Raw genomic sequence first — 20538 nt, 5'->3', positions numbered from 1 at the left:
GCGCCGGGCCATGCCCGGCGAGCGCAGCGGCGGGAGCGGTGCGAACCAAGGTTCGCACCCACCACGGCAGATCCTGCATTGGGAACCGGACGGGGTCAGAGCCCTCGCCGTGGCGAGGGATCTGACCCCGCGCAGAGGTTCAATCGCGGCGACTGACCCACTGAGCCAGCAGCACGGCCGTGGCCGAGGCCACGTTCAGGCTCTCCACCGCGCCGCTGCCGGGAATCGAGACCTGCAGGTCGCATTCGCTGGCAAGGCTGCGGTCCATGCCTTCGCCTTCGGCACCCATCACGTAGACCAGTCGTGCCGGCAGCGATGCGCGGAACACGTCCTCACCGCCCTTGACCAGGGTTGCTGCCAGCCCGAAACCGGCCGCTCGCAGCTGCGCCATCGCCTGTGCGTTGTCCGGCAACTGCACCAGCGGCACCGATTCGGCGCCACCTTCGGCAACGCGTGCTGCGGCGCCGGACAGCGCCAGCGTGCTGCCGGCCGGCAGCAGCAGCGCCTTGACGCCGAAGTGCGCGGCCGAGCGCAGGATCGCGCCGAAGTTGTGGGGATTGCCGACACCGTCCAGCCACAACGCCAGCGCCGGTGCATCAGCCGGCAGCGTCGCCAGCCATGCGTCCAGCGCCAGCACCGGCGCACGCAGCACGTCGGCCACCAGGCCTTCGTGATGGGTGGTGGCAGCCAGCTTGTTGAGGTCGCCCTCCTCCACCACGCGATAGCCCACGCGGTTGGCCACGCACCACTTCAGCACCGGCTGCATGCGCGGAATCAGCGATTCCACCAGGTACAGCTTGCGCAGCGCCTGCGGGCGCTTGTCGAACAGGGCCTGCACGGCGTTCCAGCCATACAGGCGCAGTTCGTCATTGCCACGCCCCGGCGGTGGCGGGGTGCCGCCCTCACGCGGTGGCAGCGGGGTGGCCCGCGGCGGTCGCGACGACGGGCGGCGGGCATTCTTCCAGGGATCATTCACTACGGGACAACTCCAGCTTGCGTTGACGCCAGAAATCGGCGTTCTTGATGCCCAGGGCATCGGGGTCGAAAATCGGATCCAGGCCCAGCTTCTTCTGCCGCTCGTAATCGCGCAGGGCCAGCATGGCCGGCTTCTGGATGATGAGGATGGCGATGATGTTCAGCCAGGCCATCAGGCCCACGCCGATATCACCCAGCGCCCAGGCCAGGGTGGCGTTGTGGAAGGCACCGAACACCACCATGCCGATGATGCCCAGGCGCAGCAGCAGCACGGTGAGCGGCCGGCGCTTGTTGTGGTTGACGTAGGTCAGGTTGGTTTCGGCCATGTAGTAATAGGCCATGATGGTGGTGAAGGCGAAGAAGAAGATCGCCACCGACACGAAGGCCGAGCCCCAGCCCGGCAGCACCGCTTCCACGCCGGCCTGCGCATAGCCCGCGCCTTCCGGAATGCCGGCCAGGCCCTGGAAGATCGGCGCGCCACCCGGCACCGGCGAGTACACGTTGTAGGTGCCGCTGGCCAGGATCAGGAATGCGGTGGCGGTGCACACCATCATGGTGTCGAAGTAGATGGCGAACGCCTGCACGTAGCCCTGCTTGGCCGGGTGCGAGACCTCGGACGCAGCGGCCGCATGCGGGCCCGAGCCCTGGCCGGCCTCGTTGGCGTAGATACCACGCTTGATGCCCCACTCCACCGCCAGGCCCATCATCGCGCCGAATGCAGCATGGGTACCGAAAGCACTCTTGAAGATGATGCCGAACATTTCCGGCACGCGGTCGTAGTTGATGATCATGATGACGATGGCCATCAGGATGAAGCCGGCGGCCATGAACGGCACCACCACTTCGGCGAAGTTGGCGATGCGCTTGACGCCGCCGAAGATCACCACGCCCAGCAACAGGGCGACCACGATGCCGATGCCCAGCTTCAGCGCCTGCACCGATTCCATGCCGAAGGCCTGGCCATCGAGCGGGCCGCACAGCGCGGTACCGCGACAGGCATTGATGACGCTGTCGGCGATGGCATTGGCCTGCACGCCCGGCATCAGGAAACCGGCTGCGATGATCGTGGCGATGGCGAAGGCCATGGCATACCACTTCAGGCCCATGGCCTTTTCAATGTAGTAGGCCGGGCCGCCGCGGTAGCGGCCTTCGGCGTCCTTGGTCTTGTAGATCTGCGCCAGCGTGCATTCCACGTACGAGGTGGAGGCGCCGAGGAAGCCCATGACCCACATCCAGAAGATGGCGCCGGGTCCGCCAAAGGCGATGGCGGTGGCCACGCCGGCGATGTTGCCGATGCCCATGCGCCCGGCCATCGACATGGCCAGCGCCTGGAAGGAAGACACGCCGGCCTCGGACTTCTCGCCGGACACGGTCAGGCGGCACATCTCGACGAAACCACGGATCTGCATGAAGCGGGTGCGCAGGCTGAAGAACAGGCCGGCGGCCAGGCACATGAAGATCAGCGCCTTGCTCCAGATGATGCTGTTGATGAAATGTACGGTAGCTTCCACGCGCGCTCTCTCCAGTCGGCGGGTTGTGAGGACGTCCCGTCGGCTGGAAGGGACCGGTCGATTCTCCCTGATCGAAGGTCGCTGCGATAGCGCCGGATGTGGGGGCGTGTTCTCCGCCGGGCATGGCCCGGCGCTACCGGCAATGACCGTGCCCCCCCACGTTAGCGCCGGGCCGTGCCCGGCGGCCGGTTACGGAAGCTGCGTGCGCACCCGGGCGAAGCGGCGCAGGTCGTGCAGCACGCCGCGCTTGTAGACCGCGCAGCGGTCCACGCCCTCTTCCTGGAAGCCGTTCTTTTCCAGCACCCGGGCCGAACCGAGGTTGAAGTCGACCACCCCGGCCTGCAGCCTGAACAGGCGCAGTTCGTCCATCACCCACGGTGCGAACAGGCCGACCACCCGGGTCATCAGGCCCTGGCCCCAGTAGGACTGGCCCAGCCAGTAGCCCAGTTCCGCCATGTGACCACGCTCGGCGATGCCCTGCTGGGCACCGACGCTCCCGCAGGCCTGGCCGTCGATCTCGATGGCCAGGTTGAGCGTGCCCGGTGCCAGCACGCGGCCAGCCAGGAAAGCCTCGCCATCTTCGCGCGTGTACGGGTACGGGAAACGATCACGCAGACCCCGCGATACCTCGGCATCGTTGGCATGGCGCAGCAGCGATTCGAGGTCTTCATTGCGCCAAGGGCGCAGGAGGAAGCCCTCGCCCTGCAGGTGTGGGGTCAGAGCCCTTTCCCTTTGGGAAAGGGATCCGACCCCGCCAGCCATCCCGTTGGTGGTCAGGTCAGGCATGTCCACCCACCGACGGCGACTCCGCTTCCTGCTTCTCCAGCTCGCGCTTCACCGCTTCCGGCGAGCGCGTGTATGGCGCCAGCCGCGCGTAGAACGCCGGCACCACGAACAGCGACAGGAACGTCGAGAGGGTCACGCCGAAGATGATCACGATGCCGATGGTGCCACGGCTGGCCGAACCGGGACCACCGGCCACCACCAGCGGGACCGCACCGACCACGGTGGCGATCGAGGTCATCAGGATCGGGCGCAGGCGCACCATCGCCGATTCGATGATCGCCTCGCGTACGGTTCTCCCGTCGTCGCGCAGCTGGTTGGCGAATTCGACGATCAGGATGCCGTTCTTCGCCGCCAGGCCGACCAGCATGACGATGCCGATCTGGCTGAACAGGTTCACCGTGCCACCGCTGACCCACAGGCCAACCAGCGCACCGAGCACACCCAGCGGCACGGTCAGCATGATGGTCAGCGGGTGGATGAAGCTCTCGAACTGCGCGGCCAGCACCAGGTACACCACCAGCAGCGCCATCGCGAAGGTCAGCAGCACTGCACCACCAGCACTCTGGTACTCGCGCGATTCGCCCTTCCAATTCACCTGCGCATACTGTGGCAGCTCCTCGCGCGTGACCTGCTGCGCCCAGGCAATCGCCTCGCCCAGCGGATAACCCGGCGCCAGGCCGGCATTGATGGTGATCGAGCGCAGGCGGTTGAAGCGGTTCAGGGTGCCGGCCTCGGCCACTTCGCTCAGCGTGACAAGGTTGGACAGCGGCACCAGTTCGCCGGAGGTGGCACGCACACGGATCGCGGCAAGGTCGGCCGGGCTGGCACGCCCGTCGCGGCCGGCCTGGACCAGCACGTCGTACTCTTCGCCGTTGTCGACGAAGGTGGTGACGCGGCGCGAGCCCATCATGGTTTCCAGTGCCGAACCAATCGCGGTGACCGGCACGCCCAGATCGGCCGCACGCTGGCGGTCGATGTTGACCCGCATCTGCGGGCGGGTTTCCTTGTAGTCCGAGTCTGGGCCGACCAGGCCGGGGTTGTCGGCCATGCGCAGCAGGATGCGGTCGCGCCACTGCGCGATCTCGGCGTATTCCGGGCCGCCCAGCACGATCTGGAACGGCTGGCCGCCGCTGCGCACCAGGCCACCGCCCACCTGCGTACGTACGCGCACGCCGCGGATGGTGTCCAGTTCCTTCTGCAGCTCATTGGCCACTTCCGGCGTGCCCTCGCTACGCTGGCGCCACGGCTGCAGGAAGATGCTGACGCGGCCGGTGTGCATTTCCTCGCTGGCGCCCCAGCCACCCGGCACGCGCGGGTTGGCGCGCACGATCGGTTTGTCAGGGCCGACATGCGGTGCCAGCATCGCTTCCACCTGCTGCACCTGCTGCACGGTGTAGTCGTAGCCGGCACCTTCCGGGCCGTCGATCATGATCTGGAACGAACCGCGGTCTTCGGCCGGTGCCAGTTCCGATGGCAGCAGCTTGAGCAGGCCCCAGCTGGCGGCCAGTGCAGCCACCATCACCAGCAGGTAGATCCAGGTGCGATCGACGTGGTGGTCGAGCACCCGCCCATAGGCCCCGGCCAGGCGCTCCAGGTTGCGGTTGATGAAACCATGCAGGCCACGCGGCGCCTGCCCGGTATGGGGCTTGAGCAGCTTGGAGGCCATCATCGGCGTCAGCGTCAGCGCCACGAACGCGGACAATGCCACTGCCGCAGCCAGCGCCACTGCCAGTTCACGGAACAGCCGTCCCGTGTTGCCCTCAAGGAAACCGACCGGCAGGAACACCGCCACCAGCACGGCCGTGGTGGCGATCACCGCGAACGCCACCTGCGCGGTACCGCGTTTGGACGCCACCAACGGCGGTTCACCCAGATCGATGCGGCGCTGCACGTTCTCCACCACCACGATCGCGTCGTCCACCACCAGGCCGATGCACAGCACCAGCGCCAGCAGGGTCAGCAGGTTGATCGAGAAGTCGAACGCATACAGCGCGATGAAGGCGGCGACCAGGCACACCGGCACCGTCACTGCCGGAATCAGTGCAGCACGGAAGCTGCCGAGGAACAGCCAGATCACCGCCAGCACCAGGATCATCGCTTCCACCAGCGTGGCGTAAACACGGTCCACTGCGGCTTCGATGAAGGTGGTGTTGTCGAAGGCAACGAAAATCTGCGTGCCCTTGGGCAGCGTCAGCGCGACCCGCTCCGCCTCAGCGCGCGCGGTGCGTGCCACATCCAGCGAGTTGGCGGTGGAGGTCTTGACGATGCCCAGGCCGATGCCCGGTTCACCGTTGCTGCGGTAGTAGGCGCGACGCTCGGCCGAAGCCAGCTCGATCTTCGCCACGTCGCCCATGCGCACCACGTAGCCGTCGCGGCCCTTGCCCAGCGGGATGGTCGCGAAGTCTTCGGGCTTGATGTAGTTGCGCTCCACGCGCAGGGTGAAGTCGCGGTCGGTCGATTCGATACGGCCGGCCGGCAGTTCCACGTTCTCGTTGCGCAGCGCGGTTTCCACGTCGCCGGTGGTCAGCCCGCGCGCGGCCAGCTGGTCACGGTCCAGCCAGATGCGCATCGCATAGCGCTGGCGGCCGCCGATGCGGACCTGGGCCACGCCGTCGAGGCTGGAGAAACGGTCGACCACGTAGCGGTCGGCGTAGTCGCTCAGTTCCAGCGTGTCCATGGTCGAGGAGACCATGTTGAACCAGATGATCGGGTCGGCATCGCTTTCGACCTTGGCGATTTCCGGCGGGCGCGCTTCTTCCGGCATGCGGTCGGCAACGCGGCTGACCGCATCACGCACGTCGTTGGCTGCGGCCTCGATATCGCGGTTGGAGGTGAATTCGATGCTGACCTGCGAGCGGCCATTGGTGCTGCGCGCGTTGATCGTATCGATGCCTTCGATACCGGCCAGCGCGTCTTCCAGCACCTGGGTGATGCGGCTTTCGATGACCGCCGCCGAGGCACCGGTGTAATCCACCGACACCGAAACGATCGGCGGATCGATGGCAGGCAGCTCACGCAGGGTCAGGCGGGTGAAGGACATCACGCCCAGCACCAGCAGCAGCAGGCTCATCACCACGGCGAACACCGGCCGCTGGATGGAGGTGTCGGACAGCTTCATCCGCCGTGGCCCTCGGCGACCACCGCCGCCGGCGCGTCAGCCGGCTTGGCGCCGCTCGCCGGTGCTGCGTCCTTGGCGGCTACCTTCAGTCCCGGGCGCAGCTTGCCGGTGCCATCGACCACGATTCGCTGGCCCGCTTCCAGGCCCTGCTTGATCTCGACCACGCCGGCACGGCGCGCACCGGTGACCACATCCACGCGCTCGACGCTGTCGTCGCTTTTGATGCGATACACGAAGGTATCGCGGCCGACCTGCACCACCGCGATTTCCGGAACCACCAGCGCCGGCCGTTCGGGATGGAACAGGCGTACGTCCAGCAGCATGCCCGGACGCAGCGCGTGGTCGCTGTTGGCGAAGTCGGCGCGCACGGTCACTGCACGGGTCGCCGGATCGATGCGTGCATCGATGGTACTGACCACGCCTTCGAAGGTGCGGCCCGGCCAGGCCACGCTGGATGCACTGACCTTGTCGCCGACGCCGAGTGCGGCCAGTTCCACTTCCGGCACCTGGAAATCGATATGCATGTGTTCGATGTCGTCAAGCGTGGCGATCACCGTGGTCGGCGTCAGCAGCGTGCCCGGGCTGACCTGGCGGATGCCGAGCACGCCGGCAAACGGCGCACGCACACGGCGGTCACCGATGTCCGACTGCATCTGCGCCACGCGCGCTTCGGCGGCATCGCGGATCGACTTCTGCGTATCCAGCGTGGCACTGGATACCAGCCGCTGCGTGGCCAGCTCGCGCTGGCGCCTGTACAGCTGGTCGGCCTCGTGGAAGGTGGCCTGGGCCTGCACCAGTGCCGCTTCCTGGGCCTGCCCGCGCAGGGTCACGATCGGCGCACCGGCGGCGATGTGCTGGCCGCTCTCGAAGTGCACCTTCTCGACGATTTCGCTGACCTTGGCGGTGACGCTGATCGATTCGCGCGCCTTGGCCGTGCCCAGCGCCTGCAGGGTGTCGTTCCACTGCGTGGGCTGCACGACCTGCGCGGTGACCGGCACTGCTTCGCCCTGCCGACGTGCGGCAGCCTCCTGTTTGCCTGCGCACCCGGCCAGCACGGCCAGGCTGAGGCCGAAGGCCAGGGTCGAAGCGATACGAGCCAACATGAACGGTCCTGATTGATCCACGGCCGCCGAGTGTAGGCAAGGGCCCGCAAAAGCGGTATGTGCCAAGCGTTTACCGGCGTGGAACCGGCACCGCGCTAGCGCCTTCAACCGGTTCCGTGCAAGGCTGGTGTTGGCGGTGTCGGCTTGTGTCGGGGTGTATCCAGCGACCCATTACCGACGTTGCCATCGTAGAGTCGAAGCTGCCCGACAGAGGGCGTCGGGCGGGGACGGATCCTGGCGGGGATCCGGCCCCGTTTTTTTTTTGCCCGGCGCGTGACGGTAGCGCCGGGCCATGCCCGGCGGATCAATACCGGTAGTTCACCTTCATCCACACGCTGCGGCCCGGCTCGTTGATGCGTACCGGGTCGGCCGGGAAGCCGAAGTCGGCGCTGCCGGCCAGGTTCAGGTGCTCGCTGTAGGTGCGATCAAACAGGTTGTCGACACCCGCGCTGAGCTGCAGCTGCGAGCTGAAGCGGTAAGCCGCATTGAGCGCGAAGGTGGCGAAGCCGGCGCTCGGTCCCAGGTCCTGGGCGACCACGTTGCCCTGGCCATCGGCGACACGGTGCTGGTGGGTCACCGCACGCAGCAGCGCACCAGCACTCCAGCGCTGGCCTTCCCAGTTCGCACTCAGGCGCGCCTCCAGCGGCGGCATCTGCGGCAGCGGTCGCTGCTGGTCGCGGTTCTCGCCCCAGGCATAGGCCAGCGTGCCGCCCAGCTTCCACTGTTCGGCCAGCGCCACTTCCACGCCCGCCTCGGCCCCGGCAATGCGGGCATCGACGTTGCGGGCCTGGCTCATGCCCATCATCCCGCTGCCGTGGTAGGTGAACAGGATGTAGTCCTGGATCTGACCGGCGTACGCCGAGAGCCAGGCCTGCACGCGCGGGCCCTTGTACTGCATGCCCACATCAAGCTGGGTGGTGCGCTCGGGCTGCACGCCGCTGAATGCATTCACCGTGCCGGCCGGTCCCTGGTTGGGCGAGAACAGCTCCCAGTAGTCAGGCATGCGCTCGCTGTGGCCGAGGCCTGCGTACCAGGTCAAGCCGTCGGCCAGATCCTGCTCGTAGCGCAGGAAACCACTGCCCAGCCATTCCTTGCGCTGCAGGCCAGCGGTCGGATTCGGCCGGTTGCCCATCATCCCGCGCACCGATTGCCGCTCATCGCGGACGCTGGCGCGATCGATGCGAAGCCCGCTGATCCAGCGCTGGTCGGTGCCGGCGCCGAGGGTGAGTTCGGTGAAGGCACCGTAGCGGCGGAAGTTGGCATCGGTCTCCCACGCCGCCTGGCGGTAGGTGTCGCGGCCCATGCCCATGCGGCCGCGGTGACGACTGTCCTCGCCATCCACACCGGCCACCAGCTGCACATCCTGCCAGCGCCATTCGGAACTGACCCGCCCGCCCTGGGTACGGCGGTCCACGTTCGAGGCCATCGGCATCGGCATCATGCTGTGCGGGTTCGGCGTGCGCAGCGTGTAGTTGTCCATCACGTGGTCGGCATTGTTGTAGTACACGTTGGCCTGCAGCGTGTCCCACGCACCCGGCAGGTTGCGCTTCTCGAAGCGCGCCGCGTAGCTGGTGCGCTCGAACGCGGCACCGTCCATGCCACGGCCCGCGTAGCGCGCGATCGCATCACCGGCACCGGCGGAGATTTCCAGCAGCGTGTCGGCATCCGGCGTCCAGCCGATGGCCACGTCGCCGTTCCACTTGCGCCACTTCGACGGCACCACGTCGCCATTGCCATCCTTGTAGTCATCGGCTTCGGAACGGTTGCCGCTCGCACGCACGTAACCGGTCGGATTGCCCAGGGTCAGGTCCAGCACCTGGTCGTTGCGGTTGCGCGAACCGACCAGCGCACTGGCATCGGCACGCAGGCCCGGCTCATCGAAGCGCGGCGTATCGCGCTCGAAACGCACGGTGCCGGCCGAGGCGCCCGCGCCCCAGCGCACGCTCTGCGGGCCCTTGATGATGGTCAACCGGTCGAAGCTCTCCGGCGCGATGTAGGACAGCGGATTGTCCATGCGCGACGGGCAGGCACCGATCAGGTTGCCATCGTTGCTGAGGATGTTCAGCCGCGAACCGAACATGCCGCGCAGCACCGGGTCGCCATTGGTGCCACCGTTGCGGATGGCGGCGAAGCCGGGGACGGTTTTCAGGTAATCAGCACCGTCGCTGGCGGGCACCGGCTGCCGCGGCAGGCGCGGATCGGTCACCCAATGCAGCGGCGAGGACGGTGCAGCGGCGGTCACCACCAGGGTGTCGAGAGTGCGCGCCTCGTCGGCAGGCGCGGCGTGTGCCAGTGATGCGGCCACGGCCAGGCCAAGGGCAACCGGCAGGCGCGCGCAGGCGCCCGCAGGGCGGGAAGTCATTTTCATCGGAACAGCTCCAAAGTACGCACGCGCGCACGGCGCCCGGTCAGGCGTCGTGCGGCGGATTCGATAGGGACATCAGCGAACGATGGAGAAGCGCGGCGGCCCACGCGCGGCATGTGCCGGCCACCGCAGCGCCGGCAGCACCTGCTGCGACCATGGGAACGCCAGCTGCGGCCGCCACAACAGCGGCAACAGCAGCACCAGCACGGCCAGCCACGGCAGCAGGCGCATCGCCAGCACGCAGTATTCGCAGGCTTCGCCATGCATGGCGTGGGGGTCGGCCGGACGGCTGGGCGCTGCAGGCGTAGCGCCGTGCCGATCGTGCCCGGCCATGGCCATGGCGTGCATGTCATGGCCCATGGCGGCGTGGTCCATCGGCTGTGCCTGCAGCGCGCGGCTGACCAGTGGCGCAAGCACCATCAGCAGCGTCGCCAGGATGGCGAGCTGGAGCAGAAGGCGCTGCGGGCGGGACAGGCGGGTCACCCCGCTAGTGTAGAGCGGGGTCCAGGGTTGCCCGTGCGACGAACCGTCGCAGGAGGGGGTTTGTCGGCAGGGCTGCGCCCTGCACCCGCAGAGGCCACGGCAGGTGCCGAAGCAACAGCAGAAGCTGGTTTCCTGAGGGATGGCGGGGTGGGTCCGGTTGCGGGGGACGCCGTAAATCCGTCCATGGAGGCTCGGTCGCGCCATCCATGGCGCTCACGCCCCCGCAACCGGACCCACCCCGCCTTCGACAGATTCCTGCGGTCTGTTGGAACGGATCTGACCCCACATGTATTTCGATATCTGACAGTTTCCATCCACGCATGGCGTGGATCTACCGTGTCGACCAAGGTCGACACCTACCAACAGCCATCGGAATCTGTCAGAGGTGGGGCGGTGTCGGAGTGCGGGGTGTCCGCGGCATGGATGCCGCGGCCAGGCCCCCAGGGACGGGTTCACGGCGTCCCCGCAGTCCGACACCGCCCCGCCATCCCACGGATAGCGAGCTTTTGACGTTGCTGTTGCTGTTGCTCCGGTTTGCAGCAGGTGCAGGGCGCAGCCCTGCTCGACCAGCCTCAGACCGTGATGGTCTGGGTCAGCGACTCCCACGTCGGTGGTACCGGCCACGCCGCCGCCTGGTTGCCATCCAGCACCCTGCGCAGGTCGCGCGGATCGATCTGCGGTGCCAGCACATGCACCAGCTCCAACGCGTAATCGCGCAGCACCCGGTCGCGCGGCAGCACCGCCCAGGCGATGCACTCGGCAATCGGTGCCGGCGCCGGCCACGCCTTCAGGTCTTCGTCGTTGGAACTGACCGCCATCTCCGCCAGCAACCCCACGCCCAGTCCGGTGCGCACGTAGGTCTTGATCAGATCAGCATCGAGCGCGGTCAACGCCAGATCCGGCACCAGGCCGTTGGCGGCGAAGGCACGCTGCAGCGAGGAATTCGGCCGAGTCGATGATTCGTAGCTGATCAGCGGCTGCCGGGCCAGCGCGGCCAGGTCCGGGGTGCGGCCTGCGCGGTCCAGCGGGTGGCCCTTGGGCACCACCACCAGGCGCCGCCAGCGGAACAGCGGCACCGCAATGCCATCGGTGGGCTCGCTGCCGGCGGTGCTGATGATCGCAATGTCGGCATCGCCCTGGTTCAAGCGATCAAGTGCATCGGCTTCACCGGCCTGTTGCAGATGCACGCTCACCTGCGGATACGCCTGCTTGATCGCCGCCACCGCCGGCGGCAGCACGAAGCGCGCCTGGGTGTGGGTGGTGGTCAGGATCAGCTGGCCCTGACTCTCGCGGCGCTGGTTGGCCGCGTAAGTGCGGATGTTGTTGGCCTCGGCCAGCACCGAGCGGGCGCGGGCGATGACCTCGGTGCCGGCCGGGGTGACCGACTCCAGGCTGCGGCCCTTGCGCACGAACAGCAGGAAACCCAGCTCGTCTTCCAGCTGCTTGAGCTGCTTGGACAGGCCGGGCTGAGTGGCATGCACGCGCGAGGCGGCCAGCGTGATGTTCAGCTCGGCGTCGGCGATGGCAACCAGATAGCGCAGCTGGGTCAGCGTCATGGCAGGCGGGCGATGTGGGGGCGGAGGTCCACTCTAGGGTCAATTGCCGTCACCAGCTTATAACCAAAGGTTGTTTAAGAAAGGTATCTGGTCATTTCCGGGCGTCATATGCCGGCGCTACGGTCAGCCGGCAGCCGCTGGCCTCAACAGCCAGCCCTCCCCCTTCGCCCGCCGAAGCCCGGCGCGGCCCCTCTCCGGAGCGCTTCCATGGCCCTGTACGACTCCATCCTCGACACCGTCGGCAACACCCCCATCGTCAAGCTGCAGCGCCTGGCTCCGCCGCAGGTCAGCCTCTACGCCAAGGTCGAGTCGTTCAACCCGGGCGGCTCAGTGAAGGACCGCCTGGCACTGGCGATCATTCTCGACGCCGAAGCGCGTGGCCTGCTCAAGCCGGGCGACACCATCGTCGAGGCCACCTCGGGCAACACCGGCGTGGCACTGGCGATGGTCGCCGCCGCGCGCGGCTATAAGTTCGTGGCGACCATGGTCGAAACGTTCTCGGTGGAACGGCGCAAGCTGATGCGCGCGTATGGCGCCAAGGTGATCCTGACCCCGGCCGCCGAGCGCGGCAGCGGCATGGTACGCAAGGCGGCCGAACTGGCCGAGCAGCACGGCTGGTTCCTGGCCAGCCAGTTCGCCAACCCGGCCAACCCGGCCTACCACCGCAACACCACCGCCGCCGAGATCCTGCGCGATTTCGCCGGCAAGCGACTGGACTACTTCGTCAGTGGCTGGGGCACCGGCGGCACGCTCACCGGCGTGGGCGAAGTACTGAAGGTCGCGCGCCCGCAGACGCGCATCATCGCCACCGAACCGGCCGGTGCCGCGCTGCTGAAGGGCGATGACTGGAAGCCGCACAAGATCCAGGGCTGGACCCCGGACTTCGTGCCCGATGTACTCAACCGTGATGTGGTGGATGAACTGGTGACGGTGGAAGATGACCGCGCGATCGCCACCGCCCGCCGCCTGGCGGCGGAGGAAGGCATCTTCGTTGGCATCTCCGCTGGCGCCACTGTCGCCAGCGCGCTGGATGTCGCCGCGCGCGCCGAACCGGGCTCGGTGATCCTGGCGATGCTGCCGGACACCGGCGAACGCTACTTCTCCACGCCGCTATTTGCCGATGTGAACGAAGGTTCCGACGACGACTGGTTGGCCGGCCTGCCGTGATGCATCGGGTCGGATCCCTTTCCTGCAGGGAAAGGGCTCTGACCCGGTTTGCCAGAACTATGGATCGCAGGGGTCAGAGCATTTTCCGTGCGGAAAAAGGCTCTGACCCCTTTCTGCTTCAGCCTGCGTGAAGGCGCCACCCGCCATCGTGCGTGAAGGCCGCCGGATCGCAGCGCGTGAGACGGTCATGACGCAGTATCAATGCCCTGTGCCCTACCTTGGGAACAGCCGGCGCAGATGCTGCGCGGAACACCTCACAGGCAGGAGACGGGCGCATGAAGATCGAAGTTTGGCAGGGCGACATCACGACCCTGGCGGTGGATGCGATCGTCAACGCGGCCAATGAAACACTGCTCGGCGGTGGCGGTGTCGACGGTGCGATCCATCGCGCCGCAGGCCCAGCGCTGCTGGCCGAATGCGAACAGCTGCCGGAACTGCGGCCCGGTGTGCGCTGCCCGACCGGCGAAGTGCGTGCCACCGACGCCCATGCGTTACCTGCGCGGCATGTGCTGCATACGGTCGGCCCGGTCTGGCACGACGGTCAACGCGACGAACCGGCGCTGCTGGCCAACTGCTACTGGAAATCCCTGCAGCTGGCCGAATCGCTGGGAGTGACATCGATCGCTTTCCCGGCGATCAGCTGCGGCGTGTACGGCTACCCGCTGTACCAGGCCGCGCAGATCGCAGTGACCGAAACGCTGGCATGGCAGCGCAGCCATGCACAGCCGATGCGCATCGTGCTGGTGGCGTTCAATACCGCTACCGCCAAGGCTTACCAGCAGGCGCTGACCGCTGCCGGACAGAACGCGGACAACGAGCCGCGCAGCTCGATGCTGCCGCCATTGGGCGATACCGGATTTGCAGCCGCGCATTGAACGGCTGACGTGGTTGGAACAGAAAAGGCCGGGCGATGCCCGGCCTTTTCTGTTGTGCGACTGCTTCCATCCACGCGTCGCTTGGATCTACCCATCCATGCACCGCATGGAGCGATGTCAGCGGCTGGCGGCATCCACTGCGGCGGCATCATCGGCCACTGCGGCAGCAGCGTCCGCAGCGGCACGCGCGGCCGAGGCGGCAGCACCGTCGGCGCTGGCACCCTCCACCTGCACGCGCACTTCCACCATGCCCGCGCCATTATTGAGGCTGGACACGTCAATGGTGTAGTGACCGGCCGGCAAGGTCTCCTCCAGGCGCGAATTGGTACCGTTGCCACCGTCGTCGTCGGTCAGCTCGACATCACCGCCGACCACGCGCAGCACGGTATCGACCTGGCTGGAGATCGCATCCAGGCGCACGTCGGCCGGGCGGTCCAGGGTCAGCAGGAAACGACGGCGGCCATCGTTGTCGAGCATGGTGTACACACTGCCCGACTTCGGCAGGGCGGTGCCATCGCGTTCAACCAGATTGCCCGGCAGTTCGATGCGATTGGCAGACAGGGTAAACATGCCATTGACACCGTCGCCCAGACCGCGCGCGGTCAAGGTGTACTTGCCCGGCTTCAGCGACAGGGTCAGGCGCGAGTTGGTGCTGTCGTTGCCATCATCATTCTCGGCCTCAACGCCCTGGCCCGACAGCTTCAGCACCGGGTCGAACACATCCGACACCAGGCGGATCTCGTACAGGCCTGCCTTCTCCACCTGCAGGGTGTAGTCCTGCGAGCTGCCGGCCAGCATGTCGGCGATCTCGCCGCTACCCACCAGCGGCTTGCCGTCATACGGCTTCAGCTTCTCGGCGCGCAGGCGATACGGACCGAAGGCGCTCGGGCCATCGGCGTTGACCGCCACCTGGTAGGTGCCGCCACCGTTTGCACGGAAGGCCAGCGAGACGTCGCCTTCGCGTTCGTAGCCGGTATTGCTGGTGGATACCAGGCTGCCGTTGTTGAACACGGCGATCGAACCGGTCAGTGCACCGGTCAACTTCAGACCGACCAGGTCCTTGTCTTCCAGCTTGATCTGGTACAGCTGGTGGTGGCTGCCGTCGTTGAAGTTGATGCCGCTGCGCGAGGTGATTTCGCCGGACACCGGCTTGTCGAAATCGAGAGACGCGGCCTTGCCTGCGTCACCACCGCCACCGATGCGGTTGCAACCGCCGGCGATCAGGACCGTGGCAACGGCCACTGTGATTGCTGCCAAACGCATGTTTTTTCTCCTTGGCCTTCCATGTATGTCCCGCACACCGGCCCGGTGCGTGGGGGCGGAAAAGATACCCGCAAAAGCAAACGCCGGCGTGATGCCGGCGTTGCCCTGTTCATCCTGCGATGGGACGGATCAACCGTTCCACTTGCCCAGCGCGGCCAGGCCATTGTCCTTGGCGCGCTCGTACACGGTCTTCTGGGCAGCAGCGTAGTTGCCCTTCATGTCCTTGGCCCACAGCTTCAGCGCAGCCTGCTGCATCGCGCGGCCGTAGGAGAAGCTCAGCGGCCACGGCAGGTTGCCCATCTGGTTCATGGCGTTGAGGTGAGCGGTGGACTGCTCGTCGCTCTGGCCACCGGACAGGAACACCACGCCCGGCAGGATCGCCGGCACGGTGCTCTTCAGGCACATCACGGTCGACTCGGCCACTTCCTCGACGTCGGCCTGCTCATCGCAGTTCTTGCCGGAGATGACCATCGAGGCCTTCAGGATGGTGCCTTCCAGCAGCACGTTCTGCTGGTACAGCGCATCGAACAGCGAACGCAGGGTCGCTTCGGTGACTTCGTAGCAGGTCTCGATGTCGTGGTCGCCGTCCATGATCACTTCCGGCTCGACCATCGGCACCAGGCCGCATTCCTGGCACAGCGCTGCGTAGCGGGCCAGCGCGTGGGCGTTGGACTCGATGCAGGTACCCGACGGAATGCTCTCGCCGATGTTGATCACCGCACGCCACTTGGCGAAGCGCGCGCCCAGCTTGTAGTACTCCTGCAGGCGCTCGCGCAGGCCGTCCAGGCCTTCGGTCACCAGCTCGCCCGGGCAGCCGGCCAGCGGGTGCGCACCCTTGTCCACCTTGATGCCCGGAATCATGCCGTGGTCGGCCATGTACTTGGCGAACGGCACGCCGTCCTTGGTCGACTGACGGATGGTTTCGTCATACAGGATGGCGCCGGAAATATGCTCGTTGAGCTTGGGCGTGGTCAGCAGCAGTTCGCGATAGGCACGACGGTTCTCCTCGGTGTTCTCGATACCGACGCCGGCGAAACGCTTGGCGATGGTAGCGGTGGATTCGTCGATCGCGATGATGCCCTTGCCCGGGGCAACCATGGCCTGGGCGGTTTCAGCCAGCTGTTCGATGCTCATGTACTTCCTGTGGCGGGTGCGGGAAAAACGTAAGTATAGCCCCGCTACCCGTTGCCTCGCCGTGGAGGCCAGGCTGGAAACGATTCCAATGTCCGCACAGGACAGGCGATGTCCTGTTGCGCCGGGTCAGAGCCCCTTCGGGGAACTGACCCGGGCTCCAGGGTTTACAGGTCGCCCAGACCGCTGGCACGGCCGTCTTCGCCCACTTCCAGCAGGCGCAGGGTGTTGGTCGCCCCCAGGGTTTCCATGTGCTCGCCGCTGGTGAACACCACGCGGTCACCGGCCTGCAGCAGATCGGCTTCAACCAGCAGGCGGATGCTGCCGCGCGCGGCTTCGCGCGGGGTCAGGCCACGGCTGTCGAAGTTGATCGGATACACATCGCGCATCAGCGCCATCTGCCGGCGGGCGCCGTCATGGCGGGTGACCGCGAACACCGGCGCCTTGGCACGGAAACGCGACAGATAGCGGGCGGTGCCACCGGATTCGGTCATCGCCACGATCGCGCGCACGCCCACGTGCTGGGACAGGAACATGGTGGCCATGGCAATGGCCTGGTCGGCACGTTCCAGGTTGCGCGGCGAGGCATTGAAGTCGGTCTCGGTCTGGAACTGGCGCTCGGCACCCAGGCAGATCCGCGCCATCGCTTCCACGGCCTTGACCGGGTAGGCACCGGCAGCGGTTTCGGCCGACAGCATGACCGCGTCGGTGCCGTCGATGACCGAGTTGGCCACGTCCAGCACTTCGGCGCGGGTCGGGATCGGGCTTTCGACCATCGACTGCAGCATCTGCGTAGCGGTGATGACCACCTTGTTCTGCGCCAGCGAGGCCTTGATGATCTTCTTCTGCAGGCCCGGCAGTTCGGCATCGCCGATTTCCACACCGAGGTCACCGCGCGCAACCATCACCACGTCACTGGCCTCGACGATCTCTTCGAGGTTTTCGATGGCCTCGGTGCGCTCGATCTTCGACACCAGTGCGGCGTAGCAGCCGTGCGATTCAGCGATCTCGCGCGCGTCATTCATGTCCTGCGCATTGCGGCAGAACGACACGGCGATGAAGTCGACGCCGATCTTGGCGACGATGCCGATCAGCTCCTTGTCGCGCTCGGTCAGCGCACCCAGCGACAGGCCGCCGCCCTGCTTGTTCAACCCCTTGCGATCAGACAGCGCGCCGTCGTTGAGCACGGTGTTGATGATGCGCTCGCCTTCCACTTCGACTACCTGAAGCTGCATCAGGCCATCGTCGAGCAGCAGGACATCACCCGGGCCGACATCCTGCGGCAGGCCGAGGTAGCTGACGCCGACCTGGGTCGCATCACCGGGGCCGGCATTGGTGCTGGCGATCAGGTCGAAACGGTCGCCCGCCTTCAGCTGCACCTTGCCTTCGGCGAAACGCTCGATGCGGATCTTCGGGCCCGGCAGGTCGGCCAGGATGCCCACTTCCACGCCGACGCGGGCCGCAGCCGCACGCACTTCGGCGGCACGCTTGGCCTGGCCGGACGGATCACCGTGGCTGAAGTTCAGCCGCACCACGTTGACGCCGGCGCGGAACAGATCCTCCAGCACGCCCGGCGGATCAGTGGCCGGGCCGAGGGTGGCAAGGATCTTGGTGCGACGCTGACGCTCGAACATGGTGAATGGGCCTCTCCCGATAAAGAACGGAAATTAGCACATCCTTCACGCCGCATGTATACGGTTACAGCCTTGCGCTGCCTGACTTCGCGGGTCATCGAACGGACATCGGCCGGACATACGCTGGCGCAGGGTCGTGGTAGCGCCGGGCAGGGCCCGGCGCTACCGATCAAAGGCGCATCACGCCAGCAGCGTTTCCAACTGCGCCGGTTCGCGTGCCAGTTGCCCGGCGCCGGCTTCGGTCAGCTCCTGCTCGCCACCGAAGCCCCACAGCACACCGATACTGCGCAGGCCGTGGTGACGCGCACCTTCGATGTCCATGCGGCGGTCGCCGATCATCCAGCATTGCGCCGGCTGTACCTGCAACCGGCGCAGCGCTTCGCCGACCAGTTCCGGCTTGTGGCTGCGCGAGCCGTCCAGGGTCGAGCCGACAATCTCCTCGAACAACCCGCCGAACGGCAGGTGGGCAAGGATGCGGCGCGCGTGCGGCTCGTTCTTGGCGGTGACCACCGCCAGGCGGTGGCCACGACCGTGCAGCGTGCGCAGCGTGTCTTCCACCTGCGGATACACCGTGTGCTCGCGCCAGCCTTCGGCATCGAAACGTTCACGGTAGTAGCCCACGGCTTGTTCCACCCGCGCCGGTTCGACGAACAGCGGCGCGAAGGTGGTCCGCAACGAAGGACCGATCCAGCCCAGCAGGGTGTCCTGCGGCGGCACCGGATGGTCCATCTTCTGCAGCGCGTAGGCGATGCAGGCGGTGATGCCCACCTGCGAATCGATCAGCGTGCCGTCGAGGTCGAAGAACAGCACATCCCTGCCGTGGTCGGCATTCATGCGCCGCGCGCGTCGAGTGCGGCCACGGCCGGCAGGGTCTTGCCTTCCAGGAACTCCAGGAACGCACCACCGCCGGTGGAGATGTAGCTGACCTGCGCGGCGATATCGAACTTGTCGACCGCAGCCAGGGTGTCGCCACCGCCGGCGATGGAGAACGCGTTGGAGCTGGCGATGGCGCGAGCCAGCGCTTCGGTGCCCTTGCTGAAGGCCTCGAACTCGAACACGCCAACCGGACCGTTCCAGACCACGGTGCCGGCGTTTTCGATCAGCTGCGCATACTGCGCAGCGGTCTGCGGGCCGATGTCCAGGATCAGGTCGTCTTCGGCGACGGCGTCGACCGCCTTCACTTCAGCCACGGCGTCGGGCAGGAACTGCTTGGCGGTGACCACGTCGACCGGCAGCGGGATGTCCGCACCACGGGCCTTGGCATCGGCGACGATCTTCTTCGCGGTGTCCAGCAGGTCCGGCTCATACAGCGACTTGCCGACGTTGTAGCCAGCGGCGGCGATGAAGGTATTGGCGATGCCGCCACCGACGATCAGCTGATCGACCTTGCCAACCAGGCTGGCCAGCAGTTCCAGCTTGGTGCTGACCTTGCTGCCAGCGACGATCGCCAGCAGCGGCTTGGCCGGGGCGTCCAGCGCCTGTGCCAGCGCATCCAGCTCGGCCATCAGCAGCGGGCCACCGGCCGCGACCGGTGCGAAGCGGATGACGCCATGGGTTGAGGCCTGGGCGCGGTGCGCGGTACCGAAGGCATCCATCACGAACACGTCGCACAGCGCGGCATACTTCTTCGACAGGGCTTCATCGTCCTTGGCCTCGCCGACATTCATGCGGCAGTTTTCCAGCAGCACCAGCTGACCCGGCTGCACCTCGACGCCGTCGACCCAGTCGCGCACCAGTGGAACCTCGCGACCGAGCAGCTCGGACAGGCGCTGGGCCACCGGCGCCAGCGAATCTGCTTCGCTCCACACGCCTTCCTTCGGGCGCCCCAGGTGCGAGGTGACCATCACCGCCGCGCCCTGCTCCAGCGCGCGCTTGAGCGTCGGCAGCGAAGCGGTGATGCGCTGTTCGGAGGTGATGCGGCCATTCTCGATCGGCACGTTCAGATCCTGGCGGATCAGCACGCGCTTGCCGGAGAGGTCGAGGTCGGTCATGCGGACGATGGACATGGGCAACTCTTTGGCTCAGGGACGGGATGCCGGGCTACGGCAGACGGCCATTGTATCGGGTGCGGGTGGTGGGAGGGCCGATGCCTGCGGCAGGCAGAAGCGCAGGGCGACAGCAACAGCGACAGCAACAGCAACAGCAACGGCCGAAGCCAAAGCGCTGGCGCTTCGTGGTGCTGTGGATGAGCCGGGGTGGTGTGGGCTGGCAGGCGACGCCGTAAACCCATCCATGGGGGCTTGGTCGCCGCTTGCTCCTGTGCGCTGTCCTGTGCACACGGCAAGACCGGGGTTGGGCGTCCTGCCCAACCCGCCCGAGGCATGCCTCGGGCCCATGCCGCTCACACCCCTGCCAGCCCACACCACCCTGGCCTCGAAAGGTTCATGAGGCGGAGCGGATGGCAAAAGCAGAAGCGGTTTCTGATGTCGGTTGGAAAAAGAAGGGGTCAGATCCGTTTTCCTGTGGAAAACGGATCTGACCCAAATGGCCGTCGAGCGAAGCGACCCGCTTCCGCTCTTGCTCTTCTTCTTTCTCTTCCGTGGGTGGACGCACACGGAAACTGTCAGAGGT

16 protein-coding genes are annotated in these 20538 nt (G+C 66.7%); 2 read left to right on the top strand and 14 right to left on the bottom strand.

Translation table 11 applies throughout. From position 1 onward, the window contains the following. Nucleotides 1-139: 139 nt before the first annotated feature. The 8 genes from DI041_RS15435 to DI041_RS15390 all read right to left on the bottom strand — a co-directional run bounded on the left by DI041_RS15435 (nt 140) and on the right by DI041_RS15390 (nt 11897). Nucleotides 140-976 (bottom strand): TrmH family RNA methyltransferase, encoded by an 837-nt coding sequence (locus DI041_RS15435; RefSeq protein ID WP_136639341.1) that lies wholly within the window; start codon nt 974-976, stop codon nt 140-142. Further along, nucleotides 969-2486, bottom strand: a complete 1518-nt coding sequence (locus DI041_RS15430; RefSeq protein ID WP_136639342.1) for an alanine/glycine:cation symporter family protein — start codon at nt 2484-2486, stop codon at nt 969-971. The genes DI041_RS15435 and DI041_RS15430 overlap by 8 nt, the downstream gene beginning before the upstream one ends. A 189-nt stretch (nt 2487-2675) precedes the next feature. Further along, nucleotides 2676-3248 (bottom strand): GNAT family N-acetyltransferase, encoded by a 573-nt coding sequence (locus tag DI041_RS15425; protein WP_136639349.1) that lies wholly within the window; start codon nt 3246-3248, stop codon nt 2676-2678. Nucleotides 3249-3264: 16 nt separating this feature from the next. Continuing rightward, entirely contained in the window at nt 3265-6390 is a 3126-nt protein-coding gene (locus DI041_RS15420) for an efflux RND transporter permease subunit (RefSeq protein WP_046985474.1), read from the bottom strand. Beyond that, nucleotides 6387-7493 carry an efflux RND transporter periplasmic adaptor subunit gene (locus DI041_RS15415; RefSeq protein WP_046985475.1) on the bottom strand — a complete coding sequence of 369 codons (1107 nt, stop codon included), beginning with the start codon at nt 7491-7493 and terminating at the stop codon, nt 6387-6389. Before DI041_RS15415 ends, DI041_RS15420 begins: the two co-directional genes overlap by 4 nt. A 304-nt stretch (nt 7494-7797) precedes the next feature. Further along, on the bottom strand, nt 7798-9861 hold the full coding sequence (locus DI041_RS15410) for a TonB-dependent copper receptor (protein WP_136639343.1): 2064 nt from the start codon (nt 9859-9861) through the stop codon (nt 7798-7800). Nucleotides 9862-9933: 72 nt separating this feature from the next. After that, complete coding sequence (locus DI041_RS15405; protein WP_136639344.1) at nt 9934-10341, bottom strand: DUF2946 domain-containing protein; 408 nt, start codon at nt 10339-10341, stop codon at nt 9934-9936. Between the two features lie 572 nt (nt 10342-10913). Then, nucleotides 10914-11897: a LysR family transcriptional regulator gene (locus tag DI041_RS15390; protein ID WP_012511956.1), complete on the bottom strand. Its 984-nt coding sequence runs from the start codon at nt 11895-11897 to the stop codon at nt 10914-10916. Nucleotides 11898-12104: 207 nt separating this feature from the next. Between DI041_RS15390 and cysK the strand changes: the two genes are divergently transcribed. Beyond that, nucleotides 12105-13064, top strand: a complete 960-nt coding sequence (cysK, locus tag DI041_RS15385; protein WP_012511957.1) for a cysteine synthase A — start codon at nt 12105-12107, stop codon at nt 13062-13064. A 275-nt stretch (nt 13065-13339) separates the two neighbouring features. Beyond that, nucleotides 13340-13939: an O-acetyl-ADP-ribose deacetylase gene (locus tag DI041_RS15380; RefSeq protein ID WP_006388480.1), complete on the top strand. Its 600-nt coding sequence runs from the start codon at nt 13340-13342 to the stop codon at nt 13937-13939. A gap of 117 nt (nt 13940-14056) precedes the next feature. Here the strand turns inward: DI041_RS15380 and DI041_RS15375 are convergent, their stop codons facing one another. The 6 genes from DI041_RS15375 to DI041_RS21330 form a co-directional block, all read right to left on the bottom strand. Continuing rightward, a complete protein-coding gene (locus DI041_RS15375; RefSeq protein WP_136639345.1) occupies nt 14057-15202 on the bottom strand; it encodes an iron-sulfur cluster assembly protein in 1146 nt (381 codons plus the stop codon). Between the two features lie 129 nt (nt 15203-15331). Further along, the gene (locus DI041_RS15370; protein ID WP_006388532.1) at nt 15332-16336 is read right to left on the bottom strand and encodes a class I fructose-bisphosphate aldolase; all 1005 of its coding nucleotides are present in this window, start codon (nt 16334-16336) and stop codon (nt 15332-15334) included. Nucleotides 16337-16500: 164 nt separating this feature from the next. Continuing rightward, nucleotides 16501-17967 (bottom strand): pyruvate kinase, encoded by a 1467-nt coding sequence (gene pyk, locus DI041_RS15365; protein ID WP_006388586.1) that lies wholly within the window; start codon nt 17965-17967, stop codon nt 16501-16503. A 180-nt stretch (nt 17968-18147) separates the two neighbouring features. Continuing rightward, nucleotides 18148-18801, bottom strand: coding sequence for an HAD hydrolase-like protein (locus tag DI041_RS15360; RefSeq protein WP_136639346.1), 654 nt, complete (start codon nt 18799-18801; stop codon nt 18148-18150). Further along, nucleotides 18798-19973: a phosphoglycerate kinase gene (locus DI041_RS15355; RefSeq protein WP_136639347.1), complete on the bottom strand. Its 1176-nt coding sequence runs from the start codon at nt 19971-19973 to the stop codon at nt 18798-18800. The genes DI041_RS15360 and DI041_RS15355 overlap by 4 nt, the downstream gene beginning before the upstream one ends. A 376-nt stretch (nt 19974-20349) precedes the next feature. Next, a partial coding sequence (locus DI041_RS21330) for a hypothetical protein (RefSeq protein WP_211195543.1) occupies nt 20350-20538 on the bottom strand: 189 nt, incomplete at its 5' end.

Origin of the sequence: Stenotrophomonas maltophilia (assembly GCF_004920835.1) — a bacterium.
In the GTDB taxonomy this organism is placed as follows: Bacteria; Pseudomonadota; Gammaproteobacteria; order Xanthomonadales; family Xanthomonadaceae; genus Stenotrophomonas; species Stenotrophomonas maltophilia_AQ.
This window is presented reverse-complemented; position numbering and strand designations above follow the sequence as displayed.